Raw genomic sequence first — 16,995 nt, 5'->3', positions numbered from 1 at the left:
TACCCACCTTTTTTACTTATGCTTGTGGTTCAAAATCTACTGTAAACCATATTCCTCCCCTGCCATCATCATCATTAAGCGGTACATAAATCTGGTTACCTCCTTTTCCTATAACATATTCATTGATTTCATCAATGAAAGTGATTTCACCTGAGAAAAGGTTATAGATGAGATTTAAAAGAATAATCAGAGCATCTTGGACAACTGGATCGTTGTCTAGTGCCGAAATAGTAATTAGTGTCTTCACACCACTAACATTGGAATCTAGTTGCCAATTCGGGTAAATATCATCGTTATTATCAATTTGAGGAGTTTTACGGGGAGAAGTATCACCAGGAAAATACACTTCTCCATAAAAGTCAGATGAACCGAAGGGAAAGTCATCAAAGTCGCCTTGGATTCGATTAAAAGTTACTTTTAACTTGCCGCGCTGGTTAATTTGGATGGTATCTTTATCTATAGAAACTCCACGATTTCTGTTATTACCTTCGTTTGTCTCTCCAACTTCGTTTAATCCATCTATAATCATTCCAATATAAGCATTCCCGCTACCAAAACTATTCCATGCAGGATTATCTGGTGATGGTAGAGTAAGATTTTGTGTTATAATTCCAGTGTTACTATTACGATTCAAATTGTTAATTCTAAAATTACCCAATAAAGTATCTTGCTCGGAGATAGTTGCATCAGAGGATAAATAAAAATTAACATCGAAGGGATATGACTTATCTGAACCTAGATTCTCAATATCGAAGGCAACACTAAAGTTATCTCCTGTATTAAATTTTTCTCCTACAACATCAAAACTTTTTGCAGTTAAATCAATTTGTCTGTCACTAGGTGGCTTTAAATCGAGAATTGCATTCGCTAAAGCAAGCATATTTACACGGCGGTATGTTCGCTGTGTATTAATAACATTGTCGTCCTCGTCTCCTATATCCACCTGTCCATTATTATTTTCATCTCCATCAAATATTGGGTCGCTAGTATCGCGTAATAGCTGGCGAAACTCAGCAGGAGTCAGTATTCTTCCAAGTTCTTGCAGTGCTAATTCTTGTGCTAGCACCACCATCCCTGCTACGTGAGGCGCTGCTTGGCTAGTACCAGACATTCTACTTAGGAAGTTGTCATTAAAAGTATTACTAGTATTTAGATCGTTATTCTCCATTCCAGCACCAGTTATTATAGCGCCTGGACCAAACACAGTTGTCAATGTTTCATGGCGTTGAGAAAATGGTGTGATGCGGTCTACATTAGTGGTATTTGCGATCGCGCCACTTACATAACTTTGAGAACCTACATTAGCATCATATACAGCCCCAATTGATAATGAATTAGGGTCAGCAGAGGGATAGGTTACACCTTGAGCAGAACCAAAGCTGAAAAAGTTGTTACCAGAAGCAGAAACAACAATCACATTTTTTCTTGCTAAAGCTTCAAGTTCATCACTTATACCTTTCTTTCTGGTTTGTTCTGCGATCTTCTCATTAAAATCTCTTGATTGAAGCGTATTGTAATTGCTACCATCACCTAGCGACATATTAACGCTCATAATGTTAAATCTTTCTGCGTTTTCAACTACCCACTGTAAAGCCTGTTCAACATCACCAAAACTAAAGGTATCTAAATTTTGTTCGAATACTTTCAAGTGAATAATATTTGCATTTGGTGCCACTCCTCTGTAAGTAACTGTATCTTTAGAACTAGTGTTGTATGTACCAGAACCAGCAGCTATACTAGTGACATTCGTGCCGTGTCCTCTATCTCCGCTATCATCTGTAGCATCTGGGTCATCGTCTGCAAAATCAAAGCTATTAGCAATACGGTTACCAAAGAAAGGATGCTGTAAGTTAATTCCTGTATCTATAATTACCGTAGAAAGGCGAGTTCCGTTATTTAACTGCCCATCTATCCCTGTAAAACGAGGATCGCTACTAAAGCTATTATCGCCTGGATTATTAGAATTTATAACTTCTATTAGTGGCAGCGATTCAGCAGTTGCTATTTCACCTGTTTCTTCTGACCCTGTAGTTGTGATAGTGACACCTGCAACTTGAATCAGTGGAGTGACAGATACGTTTAAATTGAATGCAGTACCGATATTTCCAGACGAATTCACTCGAATTCTGTAAGCACCTGATTCTAAAGTCGTATTAATCGACTCTGTTGCTGTACCAACATTTTTTGAACTCTGAATTACGTTACCATTGATGTCTAATAACTCAACATTTGCATCAGAAGTTAAACCATCAAGTGACAATTTAAACTCATTTCGCGTGCCTAAACTGAAAGAATAAAAGTCATTAGTATCAATTGTGCCTACCCAACCCCGATACAGTTTCCCACGGCTAGATACGCTAACTTTACGTGCTTTATCTATTGTGTTTCCAGCTAAGTCTTGCGGGTCTACTATTGATTGTTCATACTCTTCTAGAGACTTAGCTGCATATTCTTCTAACTGCTGACCTTGTTGTGAACTACGCCAGTCTCTATCTGGATTAATCAAATCTTTAAGTGGTGCTACTTGTGCTTTTGCACCTTGTATCTGAAAAACCATGTCATTGTAGTCGCGGTCTGAGTTTTGATTTAGCCACAAATCTTCAAAGGCAAAGGAATTTCCATCTGCTACTACGTTAACAACCTGTGCCATCTGAACTGTACTATCAAGATTCACTTCTGGCATCGAAAACATCGGACGGTTCTTAGCATTATCAGGATTACGCAAAACATCCTGCACCGTACCGTTAGAAACGAGCATGATACCGAACTGTTCACCAGTTCGCATTGAGAATTTCTTTACACCTTGGTATTGTCCCGCATTAAAATTGCGTTCACTAGGACTGCCATCAAACCTTGCTCCCTCGGTGCGGTCTGAAATGACAATGTGTCCAAGGTCAGAATTCGTTGAAGCTCGAAGTGCAGCTTCCTGTACAAACAATTTAGACCCAATCCCATACCGCTCAATACCTTGCAAGCTAAAGATGGCTAATTCACCTTGATACTTGCCGCCATCAACAAGATAGTCAAAGCTAACTTCTCCAGTTTCACCCACAGTAAAAACTCCAGTACTAAAGCTTGAAACTGGTGAATCTAATGTAGGTAGGCTAGAAACAGAAAGAGGACGCGGATTTGACTGAAGTGAGTTAGTAAGTCCGTATGCAGTTACTGACGGTAAACCCGATGCGTCCAATCCTGGCAGTACACTTCCCATAGCATTGGCATCAAAACTCCCGCCTGATAGATCAGAAGCATCCAACATAATTAAACCTCAAAGTAATTTTTGTAGTCGTTATTGTTCTGAATTGATAGCATTGAAACTTGCACAGCTAACAATTCCGTTGTCTCTCAAGCTTTTTGGTTGATATTACACAACTGCTCGTATTAAAGTTCTCCTAAGAAAACAGAATGGTTTCTTTCATCCATAATGGGCGAGCGCCCACAAACAGCTTTCATGATCCTGAGCAAACATTTTGCTACCCCGATTCCTGCTCAGGACTACCTAAAACTTAGAAAGAGGGAGCGCTGATTTGCAGCGAAATTTCGGTCAGCACTCGACGAATTGCCAATTTCGATTAACATTATTTTTAGAGAGAAGTCATCTTCTAAGAGGCTACCAAAAATAAATTATCCAAAATCAATTACCAACAAGCTGGTGCACCAAGATCAAAAAGTTTTTTGGATATAGTGGCTTGGACTTGATCTCGCTCCTCAGAACTTTCGCTTGTCACAAACATCGTCACGAGCGAACTGCCACCACAAGCACCAGTGAATCGTTGAGTGCTAGGGTTGCAAAAAACTAAAACACCAGTTTTGCCAGTAAATGCTTTGATAAAAGTGCCTTCCTTAGTTGTCCCAAAACCCATCCGCTCCATGACCTTTGCAGCAATGTTAGAGCAGTCACTCGGTGGGTATGGGATTGCACTGGATCGCCAGCCCATAGCTGGAACCGCTCTCGCCGATGTATTAGGAAGAAAAGAAGTAGATAAAAAAGTTGTAGTTCCTAAGAGTAATGCAAGAGTAGTTCTCGTAACAAATTTCATCTTTTGTCTCCAAAAAAACGTAACCCTGTTGTTATCTTGCTTGCAAAATATAGTTGCTGCTGTCACTGTAATCGTAAGAAGCACTAGCAGGACAAGCCCCAAGAGAATCTCCTCCAGCAAAAGCGAGTGCCTGACATTTACTGCGTAATTACATACAAAGCCTCTGATAGTAGAAGAACTATCCTTTCGTAAATTCCCAGAGATAGCATCAGTAGTGCGGATTGCAAACTAAGTTGGTTCGGCGCGTTTCAAGAGAAATTCACTTCCAGAAATACTTCGCTTGAAACTGAGAGCGTTATCTCACCATAACCTCAAACATTACTCTTTAACACATTCACTTAGTTATCAACAATTTTGTTTCCTTGGATAGTACTTTAGAAAATATCAGAGCCTAAAGTTCAGTATTGACATAAATTTTCTTATCATCAATACCTTTGGAAAACAAATAAAGCCTGTTGTTAAAACTGACAGCCGACACAGCCGTATCAGTAGTCCCATTACTTGGTATTGGACTCCAACCACTCCAAGAAGTGCCATTAGGCGATGTATTGACGTAAATTTTTTGATCGTTAATCCCTTTAGAAAACAAATAAAGTTTGTTGTTAAAACTGACAGCTGACACAGCTGCATCAGTAGTTCCATTACCCGGTATTGGACTCCAACCACTCCAAGAAGTGCCGTTAGGCGATGTATTGACGTAAATTTTTTGATCGTCAATCCCTTTGGAAAACAAATAAAGTTTGTTGTTAAAACTGACAGCTGACACAGCTGCATCAGTAGTTCCATTACCCGGTATTGGACTCCAACCACTCCAAGAAGTACCGTTAAGCGATGTATTAACGTAAATTTTCTTATCATCAATACCTTTGGAAAACAAATAAAGTTTGTTGTTAAAACTGACAGCCGACACAGCTGCATCAGTAGTTCCATTACCCGGTATTGGACTCCAACCACTCCAAGAAGTACCGTTAAGCGATGTATTGACGTAAATTTTTTGATCGTCAATCCCTTTTGAAAACAAATAAAGTCTATTGTTAAAACTGACAGCCGACACAGCTGTATCAGTAGTCCCATTACCCGGTATTGGACTCCAACCACTCCAAGAAGTGCCATTAGACAATGTATTTATATAAATTTTCCGATCGCCAATCCCTTTGGAAAACAAATAAAGTCTATTGTTAAAACTGACAGCTGATACAGCTGCATCAGTAGTTCCATTACTTGGTATTGGACTCCAACCACTCCAATTGGCACCGGCTTGTGTGACATATATTGGTTTTTTAGTTGAAAATCTATTTTGAAGAACAGCATTAGCAGTCCCAGACGCTTTGTAATTTAACTTAGAGACAGGTGTAATATTTCCTACTGCTACAGAACCAGTCAGCGCGATCGCACTACCAAGCGCTAACGACACGAAAAGTTTGATATTCATAGATGTGTTGTGATGAAATGCCACAAACTTGTTAGCAGACTTTAGATTGAACTAAAATGCATTACTGTCAAAAAATCACGCACCCTGCTGCATTAGTCGTTTCTAAATGTTAGTACGGTCTATCAAGTTATCTATAAGCCTATTTGCTCTAACCATAGGACATGAACAATAACAATATAACTGTAGCAAACATTGCTCATTGAAGTCGAATACATTCTTGCCAATTTAAACTTGCAATTTTGAACACGATCTTGCTACATCTTGCGAAATTCTTTAGGTGTAACCCCTGTATGTTGGCGAAAGTGCTTGGCAAAGTGGCTCTGGTTTGCAAATCCGCATTCTATCGCCACGTCCGTAACCGTTCGCTTTGTATGCTTCAACAACTGCTTTGCCCGTTCTACCCTCTGTTGAATCAAGTATTGATGAGGAGCCATTCCTGTAGATTGTTTAAACAGACGACAAAAATAGTAGTGACTGATATTCAATTTAGTAGCAATTTTCTCCAATGATAATTTCTCTTTATCAGTTAAATGCTCGTTGATATATTCAATAGCTTGCTTTAATTTGTCTTTGGGTAAACCATCTTCATACTCTCGAAGCTTGTGTTCGCGTGTTGAGTAATGCCGCAGTAAATGAGCCGATAGCGCGGTTGCCATTGAATCTGCATAAAAGCCAGTTCCACTTCCATGAACATCTAAATCTGATTTGAGTGCTAGACAAATCTGATAAATTAGGAAATCCTGTATCTTTGGTTCAAATAAAATTTCAACGCAATCCGGATCGATTGCCTCGTGAGCAACATGAGAAACAAATGTAGGCTCAAGATAGAAATGAGTGAACTCAATCTCTTTATCCCAACAAATTTTACAATCTTGGCTTGCAGGAAATATTTCAACGCAGTTATCTATATAGTCGCTTGGATAATACTGCACCGTTTGTAAACGACCCTCGAAAACAAATTCTACTTTTACTGTTTGAGGCGGAACTACAGCAGTAATAATGTGTTGCAGACTAGTAAATTCTGGTAATTCCAAAGCTGGCTGACGAAAATGTGCTACATGAATATTGTTCCATCCCGAATCATGACTTGTCCAAAGAGGCGGGTTTGGCATAACTGGTAAAGTCGAATCTTTCTGCAAATGATCGATAACCAAAGCCTGCTCTGACATCGCTTTCTCCTCTACGAGTTGATTACACTTCTTGCAAAAGTCTAAAAAGGTAAATAATTAACCGCAGATGCACGCTGATGGACGCGGATAAATTTATAGATGTTTTGGCGCTCGCCCTTTGAGCAGCTCTCTTCAAGAACTTTGCAAGATAATGCTCCTTGAGCGATCGCATACAATGAAACTGATACTAAGTTGAAACAAGGATGCGACAAATAGTTGATTGAGATTAAGTCCGAGCACGGTTGACTCAATCCAAAATCTAAAATCTAAAATCCAAAATTGTACAGTTAGTTAGTAACTTGGCAACAACAGAAATCCGCTTGAGCAACATCCTCTTCTTGAAAGGTACTCGATCTTGCCCATATACCTGCAATTATTGTCTTGTCTAAATAAAAATCCTTGTCTTGAGCTGTCAATGAAGCAATATCTCCTATACCACTTGCGAACGTTCGTTCACCAACCTTCTGTATCAGTGATTTTCCTTTCAAGGCAGGGTAAAATTTTCCAAATTCTCCACAAGCCTGAGAACAACTTTGCCCGTTTCCTCGATCTAAGGTAGTTGAGCCTCTGTCATACACAAAGTTTCGACGAACAGCGCCAACGAGTCCAGGAGCAGTAGCAATCTCAAAGCCGTCTGGTGTATATGTACCTGTATAGTTCGTCTGATAAGGGTGCTTCGCTAAACAATAAGCTTCTGCTGTTGCTGTTGTGTAATCTGACCAACCTAAAATTGGTGTCGCTGCTTTAGACAGTTGCATGGTCAGTGCAGTGCATACAATAAACGTAAGGAAGCCTAGTACTATTAACAACAATCTTTTCATGTGTTCTCCAAAATTTGGAACCGATCGCCGTTGCTGTCACTATCAATTTAATTCAGAGGCAGAAAAACTCTGATAAATTGATAACCTCTGAAACTTTACATTTAAGAAATTACACCAAAATATTTGTTTCGGCAACTACCTGAGTGATAAGAATTCCAAATATACCTCTGTATTGCTCTGAAAAACTCAGAATCAGTATGTAACCTGGGTCTAAGGGATAAACAAAGCTTGACAACCGGGCTAAGAAGTAGTCCATCGACGCGGACTCTGTTTGTGTAGCCGTAATTTCTCATCTTCTCTTCTACTAAGATAGATAACAAGGCAACGCTTATAATCAACTATGTCAACTACTATTACTGATATTGGTACTCTCATTACCCGTCACCCTGGAATTCATGGGGGCTGTCCGATTATTGCTGAAACTGGTGTCACAGTGCGACGAATTGCTATTTGGTATAAACAAGGTTTGAGAGCAGAAGAGATTGCTGCACGGATTGGGCATTTAAGCATTGCACAAGTTTATGCGGCATTAACGTATTATCATATAAATCGAGAAGAAATTGATAATGATATTGCTGAAGAAGAAGCAGAAGCTGACCGGATAGAGTCATTACATAAAGCTAGCAGACAGTCATGAGTCGAATTCGTTTGTATATGAACCAATATTTTGAGATTAGTTGCAGCTAAATCAGCGGAGGAAATGGAAAACCAAGTAGAGTTTCTTAGCACTTGGATAGGGGAATAAATAACTGAAAGAGCTATAAATTTACGCTATCTGTAGTGTAGAAGGCTCTGGTAAAGGCTTACCGATTTGCTCATAGGCATACACCAGATCTTCTAAAATTTCCTTAGCGTTCTCAAGTGCTTCTTCATAAGTTTCCCCATGTGTCCGGGCGTATTTCCCCCATTCCGGTAAACTAGCAACATAAGCCCGATCGTCCTCAGACCACTGAATCAAAATGCTATATTTCATTATTATCCATTCCCTTACTCTAACTGTTCTAGTTCTTCTAGTGCTGCTATTACATCTTTTTCCTGGTAAGATTTTGCATCTTTGCCATCTTTACCAGAAAGGACTACAGGATTTGGCAAAAGTGGATGAATTCAGTAGGAATGACTGCCTTTCCCCCGTTTAGGCAACAGTGTAAATCCTGCTTTCTGCAACATCTGTTTCAATTCTCTAACTTTTTTGGGCATATTACGGAATATAACAAAGCAACTAGAGCGATCGCCCAACCCGCTAACCCAAATATTGCTAGCAAGTAATACTCTAAATTAAGTGGCGTAAGCGACAGAAAACAAATAATACGACACTATATATCCTCCCTAACTTAGATCACTCATTAAAATCTTCAAATGCAGTCGGTTCTACTACTACTATTCTATTCATTCCATATTTTCTACATCAACCTCAATCAAATTAGATCCATTCTTAACGTTTTCTATCGCATGCAACAATCTTTTTCGATTAGCTGCTGAAGCCATCAAATAAGCACTTTCATCAACTTCATACACAACAATCTCTATTTCTTTATCATGATAAGCAGCTTTCAATGCATTGATAAAGTTTTGGTCTAATTCACTAGCATTTAGACGATAAACTGTATGCATAACTATAAGTGACTTTTGCCCACTTGAACTCATAATTATAATCCATTAGCTCTAAATCATCAGAATTCTTAATTCCCCTCTGTATTACTCCAGAAGGCTCTGAATTTCTATGTAAACTGAGTATATGGATGATAGGAGGAAAGGCGGATGTTCCCACGCGACTTTCTGGCGCAAATGGCTCGTAACTATGAACTCTCTAAAGAGCAGGAGGAGGTTTTTCTGCTTCGCTACGGCGAGGAACTGAATTATCACGATATCGCTAAGAAGTTAAATACATCTGAAGGCGCTTGCTTGAAGCGGATGGGACAGGTGTACAACAAGTTTAAAGTGAGTGGTAGCAGTCGCGGTAAAGAGAATCGACTCCGAATTTTTCTTGTCGAGCAACTACAACAGGGTGTAACACAATCGTCTTTAGAGTCAACGACTTTTACAGAAACTCCTCAAGATCCTCCCGTTATGACTATGGTTTCTCCTGAAATTATAGTCCATCAAGTTACAGAAAGTAGAACTACCTCATCACCTATCTACGAAAACTTACCCAAGCGAGAATGTACTAATTTTATTGGTCGCCGTCAAGAATTGGCTCGCTTGTTAGAACTGCTTTCTTTCGAGCATCCAGCTCATTTGATTAGTGTTGATGGTGTTGGGGGTGTGGGAAAGACAACACTTGTCTTGGAAACCGCTCATCTTTGCCTCAAGGCTAGTACTCCCGGTTCAGGAGTGCTAACTTTTAAGGAAATAACTATACCAACTTTTGAGGCAATTATTTTTACATCAGCTAAACAGCAGTATTTGAAAGCTTTACGTATTTTGCCTCGTCTCAAACGCGAACGTAATTTACGAGATATATACCGAACGATCGCTCATACCCTAGAACGCCCTGAAATTAGCTACAGATCTCCAGAGGATCAGCTTGACTTGATTCGAGATAGCTTAAAGCAACAGCGAACTTTGCTGATTGTAGACAATTTGGAAACTATCGAAGATAAACAGGAATTATTAAGCTTTGTATACGACTTGCCACGTACAGTTAAAGTTATCCTGACTACACGCGAACAGGCTCTGTTTGTCCCAATCCGTTTGGAATCGCTAGGGAAAGAAGATGCTTTAAACTTAATCGCATACCAAGCAGAAGAAAAAGGGGTAGAGCTAAAGCCCGATGAAATTCAGTTACTGTATGAGAACACCCATGGTATCCCGGCAGCAATCGTTTATACTGTTGGTCAGTTAGCAGCAAAATATACACTGGACTATGTGCTGACAAAATTAAAAAGCGCAGACGGTGATGTCGCTCGCTTCTGTTTCAAGACTTCTGTGGAACCTTTGCGAGGAAAACCGTCTCACAGAATACTCATGACACTATCGTTATTCTCCAAACCAGTTGAGAGAGAAACCATTGCAGCAATTGCTATGGAGGACTCGATTCATACTGATGAAGGATTAGCCAAACTTCAACAACTTTCGCTAGTTCGTCAGCAGGACGCACGTTATAGCTTACACCCTTTGACTCGCGAGTATGCGGCTGCCGAACTCACAGCCAATCCTGAATTTGAACAGCCCGTGCGATCGCAGTGGGTAAAGTGGTATTTAAAATTCTCCCAGGAATATGGCAACATCGATGAAAAAAAATGGTATTCCGAATACAGCCACTTAGATTTGGAATGGGAGAATCTTCAAGATGTGATGAAATGGTGCAGGGAAAAGAGAAAATATGACGACCTCCTCAGTTTTTGGCGACAAATTAAAGGATATACTCACGTGCGAGGATATTGGGATGACCGCTTGGTGTGGACGGATTGGTTGCTTGAGGCTGCAGAAGAACGGGGCGAGCGATCGACATTAGCGGAAATCCTGTATGACAAAGGTTGGACGCTCACTTTGACAAGACAGCCAAAATGTTTGGAAGAAGCAAGCGCACTTTTACAACTGGCTTGGGAGTTACGAAATCATCAAGACATCACCTTCCAAGTGGAATTGGTAGCTAGGATGGTTGTTCTCTCCATCCATCAAAACAAATTTGACGAAGCATATGACTGGATGAAAATCAAGCAAAATATGCTGAAACAGTCTGGGTTAGAAGAGTTAGAACGTCAGCGACAGCACATTCAAACCCTTTATTATCAAGCTAAAATTTTCTTCCTTAATGAGGATTATATTCAAGCAAAAAAACTTTACCAACAGGCACTAAAACAAGCCAAGGATATAGGATGGCAACGGGCAGAGATTGCCATTCAAAACTGGCTAGCCGACATAGCAATTGAGGAAGGAAATTTAGAGGTTGCTCAACAAATCTTGGATCGCGGTTTCCCTTTAGCAGAGCATAACAAAGATAAGCATTCGATTGCCTTTCACCAGCGTTCCTATGCTTACCTGTCACAGCGACAAGGAAATTTGGAAAAAGCTCGTAACTGGGCTAAAGAAGCAGCTTTTAGTTTTGAGAGTTTGAAAATGATACCGGAAGCAACGGAAATGAGAACCTTGCTCCAGAATATTGGAGGTGTCAATTGATGAATATGGTTACAGGTCTGCACAAGCACTTGCTTGCTGTAATTTATTGTTAGGGAGGACAAAACTTTGAGATTTTTGGACTTCCTCAATTAAGAGTACGCCAAAATGTTCTGCCAACAATGTTTTGGTGTCAGAAATTGCTCTTTCTAAAGCTCGTTGGTCTATCTCACTCCTAGAATTTAAGTTGGGGTTGTGATGCACAAAGTAACCAAATAACCACTCGCAATCCCAGGCGTATTTGCGAGTGTCCAAGATGTGGTAATGCCAGACAATATCGATTTCGCAGGTAGGGACAATTGTACTATTAGGGTAGAGGTAGATTAAATGCAGAAACATTTTGTAGCGAGCGATCGCTTTTGCTGGTATTGGAGGAACGAACTTTCGTGATGCAAATTTAACAGAAGCTGACTTTACCAGAGCAGAACTGAAAAGTGCCAATTTTCAAAGGGCTAATATCACTCGCACTCGTTGGTCTCAAGCTTGTAAGCTGGAGTGGGCTAAGGTGGATGGGACTATTTTGAGCAACTCACAAGTACGGGGAGTACTGGTTTCTGGAAAAGGCAATTATGAATCTTTTATGGGATTAAATTTTCAAGGTGCAAATCTTGCTGAAGCAGAACTTGTGAATGCAAATTTTACAAAAGCGAACTTAAGTTATGCAACTTTTGCTGGAGCAACGCTTATCAATGCTAATTTTACTCAAGCCGACTTGAGCCGTGCCACTTTTGTAAAAGCCAATCTACAACGTGCAAACTTGTCAAAAACCTTAGCCCTAAGTACAGTATTTTGTGAAGCGAAGCTTACAGCTGCTTGTATAGAGTCATGGACTATAGATGATACCACATTACTTGAAGAATCCTTATGCGATTATGTTTATTTGAAGGAGAACGAACAAGAACGTTATCCGAGTAGTGGCAAATTTGCCCCTGGAGATTTCGAGAAACTATTTCAAGAAGTTATCAATACTGTCGATCTGATTTTTCATAACAGTATTAATAAAGAAGCCTTTATTTACTCATGGCAGCAATTATATATTGAAAATGAAGGAATAAAGTTAGATATCAAAGGTATTGAACGGAAAGGAGATGATATAGTTCTTGTTAAAGTTCATGTGCCACCTACAACTGACAAAGAGAAAATTCATACTAGCTTTTTTCAAAATTATGAGATTGCTCTCAAAACAACTATAGAAGATAAATATCGAGCTTTATTGGATAGTAAAGAGGAAGAAACAGCCAGAGAGCGTCAAGATTAGGAGAAATTATATAAGCTTCTTGACTCAATTTTCAACCCACTCCATGGTATCAAAATTAAGAGCAAAGTTGTTATTATCAAGTTAGGTGAAGGAGACTTTAACACTGGTTTTCCAGTCACGCTCCAGATTGGAGAAGAAAAAAAACACCCAACAGTGGAGTGTAAGGGTAAGCTACCTCCAGATTTGTATATTCCAGAGTGTTACAATAAGTGGCAATTAGCTTATCGCAAAAGCGTCAATGCTGCCTTTCGCTTGGACGTTCCAGAAACGCAAATTACTAATTTTAGCAATAGTCATTTTTATACGGAATGCTGTGAAATGGCCCAGAGTCTGAAAAAACATTTCAATTTATGGCTCAATTCCGAGGAGTTTCGCCCTGTCAAAGAGCAAATGCTCGTAGAACTAAATCCAGTCGATTCAATTCGGATAATCTTGCAAACAGAAAATGAGTTACTTCGTCGCCTACCTTGGCATCTCTGGGATTTTTGTGAGCGCTATTCAAAAGCTGAAGTTGCAATGAGTAACACAGTCTATCGAGCGCGCGATCGTAACAAAATTCAACATTCTATATCTTCTAAATCTCAAGTCACAATCTTAGCAATTCTGGGTGATAGCTGTGGAATCAATATTCAAAAAGACAAAGTTTTGCTAGAACAATTGACTGATAACACAGAAATTAAATATTTAATAGAGCCAACGCGACAGGAGATTCAGGAGGAACTTTGGAACCAAACTTGGGATGTTCTCTATTTTGCCGGTCATAGTTTAAGCAGTACGGATACCAAAATCGGTTATTTATGCATAAATAAAACTGATAATTTGACCATTTCCGATCTAAAATATGCTCTGGAAAAGACAATTGAAAATGGTTTAAAGCTAGCGATTTTTAACTCTTGTGATGGTTTAGGATTAGCGTTCAATTTAGCCAACTTACAGATTCCACAGATGATTGTCATGCGCGAGTTTGTGCCAGATGAAGTTGCCCAAGAGTTCTTAACAAACTTCTTGAAAGCATTTGTAAGTGGAAATTCACTTTATCAATCAGTACGTAATGCACGCGAACAGTTACAGCACTGGGAAAATAGATTTCCATGTGCAACTTGGCTACCCGTGATTTTTCAGAATCCATCACAAATTCCCCCATTCTGGCAAGAACTACAAGATTTTAAATAAGAGATGTCATGCAGGACACTGTGAGAGATCTCAGCATTTGAGAGGCGGAAACCACTGACAAGGGAGGAAGGAGTGAACGAGTTTGATGTCGTTAGAGGAGCAGATGCACAAGTTCAGCAAGACATTGCTTATTGGGAGGACAAGGCTGATGATTATGTGAACGAATTTTTCGATAATCAAATAGAGCGTGTGTATGGTACGCAGTTTGGTGATAATCTAGCAATTATTGCCGATATTGCCGAAAATGTGGTGATAGATCCAGAAACTTTTAGAGGTGTGCGAGATAAAGAGGGTAGGTTACAAGCAGCAGCCATTATTCGGCAAGAAAGAGATTACCTAGAAGTTGACTTCATGGCAACAGCACCTTGGAATATCTTGCGAAATCAGCCGGAAAGTCTAAAGGGTGCTGGTACTTCGATGATAGAAGAGCTAACTAAGGAAAGCAGAGACTTAGGTTTTGGAGGTCGCTTGAAACTGTATGCTATTCCACGAGCTAGACAATTTTATGCAAATATTGGCTTTGTAGAAACCAATGAAGGAGACTGGGAGCTAACTCCAGAAGCGGCTGGAAGGTTTTTGGAGGAGCAAAGACGGTTTAGGCAAACTGGAAGGAAGTAGAGTTGTAGTAAGTAAGAGCGGGATTTGATATGACTCAACAATTAACTGATGAGGAAATCATCAAAAAACAAGAACGACTTTTAGAACTCGAACAGAACTGCTCAACTGGTAGACTTGGGACACCTGATGAGCAAAAGCAGAAGATTGATACACTGTTAGCAAGGGCTAAAGCCAGGAAGCACAAGGCTAAGAATAATGGCTAATAGCTAATGGCTAATAGCTATTAGCTGTTGGCTATGACACCAATATTCAATCACCGCAAATTCACAATTTTTTCGCTCTGGAACCGGAGAGCATAAACAAGGTTCTTAATAGCTGTTCCTTTAACAGCATATAGTTGGGCTTTGATAACGACATCCTTACCTTGGCGTTGCTGTCCGGCTACCTGAACTTCAAAAAAATGCAAGCGGTAAGGTGTATCAGTATCTGCATCTATAAAAATAGCTGACTTCGTGCAAACTTCTTCGTTTAATTGAGTGTCTAATCGTTCTGACGGGGCGACAATACAGCCTAAAAATCTTATTCAGCAAAGAGTGTAGCGTTTTGTGGTAAAAAAAGATAGGTCTACTTATGTCAACAAGACCTATCAAATGAAAATGTTACCAGAATTATACCAGAGCCACTTGAAGAGTCAACTGGGTCTTGCTGAATATTTATTGCTTCAACTCTTAATTAGCTTGTTACAATCGATTAAAAAGGTAAGTCTAGAAACCCTAGCAACAGCACTCCCATTTCCGATTTTATTTGAGAGTAGAAGAAAGAAAATTCAAAGATTCTTGTCTTTGCCTTGTTTAAGGATTGAAAAAATTTGGTTTCCGATTCTGACCTTGTGGCTAGAAACACAGCTACAAAGCTATCAAGTTATTTATCTAGCAATTGACCGGACAACTTGGGGAAAAGTGAATCTATTAATGATTAGCTTGATTTGGAATAAAAGAGGGATTCCGATATATTTTGAACTCTTACCTAAGTTAGGAAACAGTAATTTGGAAGAACAAAAAGCAGCTTTACTAAAAGTCTTGTCACTTTTTCAAAATTATAAAACTGTGGTTTTAGGGGATAGATAATTTTGTTCGGTAAAACTCGGAAACTGGCTACAGGAGCAGAAAGTTTATTTTTGTTTACGTTTAAAAAAAGATACATTTATTGAACGGGGAGATGGGATTTGGCAAGAGTTAGATGATTTAGGTTTAAAGCCAGGAGTTTCTTTCTACTTACAAGGAATGAAGATAACAAAATCTCTGAAGTTGGAGGGATTTAAAATAGCCTGTAAATGGAAACGAAAATATTTAGGAATAGCGCCAGAAGAAGGATGGTTTATCCTGACCAATCTAGATTCTCTAGAATCAGCTATTAAGTCCTATAAAAAACGCTTTAATATTGAAGAAATGTTTCTCGTTCCCCACCACTACGAGCTAAAATTGCAATTGGGTCTTTTTCATCGTTGAGAATATTCAGCCATTCAATAAAACTTGAATAATCAGGACGCGATCGCGACATTAACCGATTCGCAAACACTGGAAATAAATAAGTTGATGTATAAATTTTATCTAAGCGCGGAAACGAAGACAAAGGCTTAAAAGCACATTTCTCTTCAGCTTCTTTTACACCTTGAGTATAGACAAGTTGATAGATACCCCCATCAAATGTTAAGCGACCAATGGGGAACCAAAAGCGGCTAAAGGGGTCTTGCCAAGCTAAAAACAGTGTTTTTGGTGTTTTCAAGGTAATGTTTCCCTCAAGGTAAGTAGCCTGTGAAAGTTTATTTCAAGAATGGATTGTTTCATTTGAGGATGCTGCATAAGCTTCTTGAGTGACAAGCAGGATTGGGAATTCCAAGGTCATAAATTGGAGCGAACGCACAGCTACCACATTAGAACAAAATAATGTTATGTTTTCCTACCACACTCGGTCAATTGTCTAAATTTTTCAACATAACCCATCATTTCTAATTTGTTCGCCAGATACTATCACAAAAAGCTACTCATGTCAGCATTGAGTCAGAAATGTCGCCTGATGAGGTTTTATGAGCTTAGGCAGAGCAATTCTCTTAATTACTCTGGTGATTCCTGGTGTGTTGGTTACGGGTTCATCACTTTACTCTTTCAATCTTGATTATCTAGCCATGCAAAGAACCGAAAGGTACGTAGAAAGGTTGGTTAGGGAAGGAAGAAACAATGAAAGACAGTTGGATATTGCCTATCATCGCAATCTAGTTCACCGCATAAACGCACTATCCAATGGAACTTGGGGATTTATTGGTGCAGTGATCGCAGCGATAGGCATTCATGGAATTGCCACTACCAAAGATGAGACAATCCAAGATCAAAAGAAAGCCTCAAAATAATTCGTAATTCGTAATTCGTAA

16 protein-coding genes and 3 pseudogenes are annotated in these 16,995 nt (G+C 39.4%); 8 read left to right on the top strand and 11 right to left on the bottom strand.

What is annotated here, in order from left to right; genetic code table 11:
• Positions 1 to 16: 16 nt before the first annotated feature.
• The 5 genes from WA1_RS04795 to WA1_RS04770 all read right to left on the bottom strand — a co-directional run bounded on the left by WA1_RS04795 (position 17) and on the right by WA1_RS04770 (position 7,399).
• Positions 17 to 3,259 (bottom strand): S8 family serine peptidase, encoded by a 3,243-nt coding sequence (locus WA1_RS04795; protein WP_017743186.1) that lies wholly within the window; start codon positions 3,257 to 3,259, stop codon positions 17 to 19.
• A gap of 379 nt (positions 3,260 to 3,638) precedes the next feature.
• Positions 3,639 to 4,040, bottom strand: coding sequence for a hypothetical protein (locus WA1_RS54635; protein ID WP_017743187.1), 402 nt, complete (start codon positions 4,038 to 4,040; stop codon positions 3,639 to 3,641).
• A gap of 391 nt (positions 4,041 to 4,431) precedes the next feature.
• Positions 4,432 to 5,472, bottom strand: coding sequence for a DUF8189 domain-containing protein (locus tag WA1_RS04780; protein WP_017743188.1), 1,041 nt, complete (start codon positions 5,470 to 5,472; stop codon positions 4,432 to 4,434).
• A 254-nt stretch (positions 5,473 to 5,726) separates the two neighbouring features.
• On the bottom strand, positions 5,727 to 6,641 hold the full coding sequence (locus tag WA1_RS04775; protein ID WP_017743189.1) for a helix-turn-helix domain-containing protein: 915 nt from the start codon (positions 6,639 to 6,641) through the stop codon (positions 5,727 to 5,729).
• Positions 6,642 to 6,928: 287 nt separating this feature from the next.
• Complete coding sequence (locus WA1_RS04770) at positions 6,929 to 7,399, bottom strand: hypothetical protein (protein WP_272819067.1); 471 nt, start codon at positions 7,397 to 7,399, stop codon at positions 6,929 to 6,931.
• 403 nt (positions 7,400 to 7,802) lie between these two features.
• Between WA1_RS04770 and WA1_RS04765 the strand changes: the two genes are divergently transcribed.
• Positions 7,803 to 8,099, top strand: a complete 297-nt coding sequence (locus tag WA1_RS04765; RefSeq protein WP_017743192.1) for a DUF433 domain-containing protein — start codon at positions 7,803 to 7,805, stop codon at positions 8,097 to 8,099.
• Positions 8,100 to 8,228: 129 nt separating this feature from the next.
• Here the strand turns inward: WA1_RS04765 and WA1_RS04760 are convergent, their stop codons facing one another.
• The 3 genes and pseudogenes from WA1_RS04760 to WA1_RS04750 form a co-directional block, all read right to left on the bottom strand.
• Positions 8,229 to 8,435, bottom strand: coding sequence for a type II toxin-antitoxin system HicB family antitoxin (locus tag WA1_RS04760; RefSeq protein ID WP_017743193.1), 207 nt, complete (start codon positions 8,433 to 8,435; stop codon positions 8,229 to 8,231).
• 14 nt (positions 8,436 to 8,449) lie between these two features.
• Positions 8,450 to 8,659, bottom strand: a pseudogene (locus tag WA1_RS04755) (type II toxin-antitoxin system HicA family toxin).
• A 189-nt stretch (positions 8,660 to 8,848) separates the two neighbouring features.
• Positions 8,849 to 9,106, bottom strand: a complete 258-nt coding sequence (locus WA1_RS04750; RefSeq protein ID WP_272819066.1) for a type II toxin-antitoxin system Phd/YefM family antitoxin — start codon at positions 9,104 to 9,106, stop codon at positions 8,849 to 8,851.
• A gap of 114 nt (positions 9,107 to 9,220) precedes the next feature.
• Here WA1_RS04750 and WA1_RS04745 point away from each other — a divergent pair, with 114 nt between their 5' ends.
• Positions 9,221 to 11,581, top strand: coding sequence for an AAA family ATPase (locus WA1_RS04745; protein WP_017743196.1), 2,361 nt, complete (start codon positions 9,221 to 9,223; stop codon positions 11,579 to 11,581).
• A gap of 9 nt (positions 11,582 to 11,590) precedes the next feature.
• On the opposite strand, the gene WA1_RS04740 is transcribed toward WA1_RS04745, so the two are convergent.
• Entirely contained in the window at positions 11,591 to 11,998 is a 408-nt protein-coding gene (locus WA1_RS04740) for a glycine-rich domain-containing protein (RefSeq protein ID WP_419183608.1), read from the bottom strand.
• Between the two features lie 100 nt (positions 11,999 to 12,098).
• Here WA1_RS04740 and WA1_RS04735 point away from each other — a divergent pair, with 100 nt between their 5' ends.
• The 4 genes from WA1_RS04735 to WA1_RS56610 all read left to right on the top strand — a co-directional run bounded on the left by WA1_RS04735 (position 12,099) and on the right by WA1_RS56610 (position 14,830).
• Positions 12,099 to 12,836 carry a pentapeptide repeat-containing protein gene (locus tag WA1_RS04735; protein ID WP_158516595.1) on the top strand — a complete coding sequence of 246 codons (738 nt, stop codon included), beginning with the start codon at positions 12,099 to 12,101 and terminating at the stop codon, positions 12,834 to 12,836.
• 153 nt (positions 12,837 to 12,989) lie between these two features.
• Complete coding sequence (locus tag WA1_RS04730) at positions 12,990 to 14,009, top strand: CHAT domain-containing protein (protein WP_017743199.1); 1,020 nt, start codon at positions 12,990 to 12,992, stop codon at positions 14,007 to 14,009.
• Positions 14,010 to 14,081: 72 nt separating this feature from the next.
• Positions 14,082 to 14,627 (top strand): GNAT family N-acetyltransferase, encoded by a 546-nt coding sequence (locus WA1_RS04725; protein ID WP_017743200.1) that lies wholly within the window; start codon positions 14,082 to 14,084, stop codon positions 14,625 to 14,627.
• 29 nt (positions 14,628 to 14,656) lie between these two features.
• Complete coding sequence (locus tag WA1_RS56610; protein WP_017743201.1) at positions 14,657 to 14,830, top strand: hypothetical protein; 174 nt, start codon at positions 14,657 to 14,659, stop codon at positions 14,828 to 14,830.
• A gap of 50 nt (positions 14,831 to 14,880) precedes the next feature.
• Here WA1_RS56610 and WA1_RS56605 read toward each other — a convergent pair whose 3' ends face one another.
• A complete protein-coding gene (locus WA1_RS56605) occupies positions 14,881 to 15,033 on the bottom strand; it encodes a hypothetical protein (RefSeq protein ID WP_017743202.1) in 153 nt (50 codons plus the stop codon).
• Between the two features lie 190 nt (positions 15,034 to 15,223).
• Between WA1_RS56605 and WA1_RS59380 the strand changes: the two are divergent.
• Positions 15,224 to 16,021 (top strand): annotated as a pseudogene (locus WA1_RS59380) (IS4 family transposase); the annotation flags it as partial.
• Here WA1_RS59380 and WA1_RS04715 read toward each other — a convergent pair.
• Positions 16,017 to 16,352 (bottom strand): annotated as a pseudogene (locus WA1_RS04715) (DNA-binding protein); the annotation flags it as partial. The pseudogenes WA1_RS59380 and WA1_RS04715 overlap by 5 nt on opposite strands.
• 301 nt (positions 16,353 to 16,653) lie before the next feature.
• On the opposite strand from WA1_RS04715, the gene WA1_RS04710 reads away from it, so the two are divergent.
• On the top strand, positions 16,654 to 16,974 hold the full coding sequence (locus tag WA1_RS04710; protein ID WP_017743205.1) for a hypothetical protein: 321 nt from the start codon (positions 16,654 to 16,656) through the stop codon (positions 16,972 to 16,974).
• Positions 16,975 to 16,995: the final 21 nt, after the last annotated feature.

It is taken from the genome of Scytonema hofmannii PCC 7110 (assembly GCF_000346485.2).
GTDB lineage: Bacteria > Cyanobacteriota > Cyanobacteriia > Cyanobacteriales > Nostocaceae > Scytonema > Scytonema hofmannii.
Note: the sequence above shows the minus strand (reverse complement) of the source record. Positions and strands in the feature narration are given on the sequence as shown.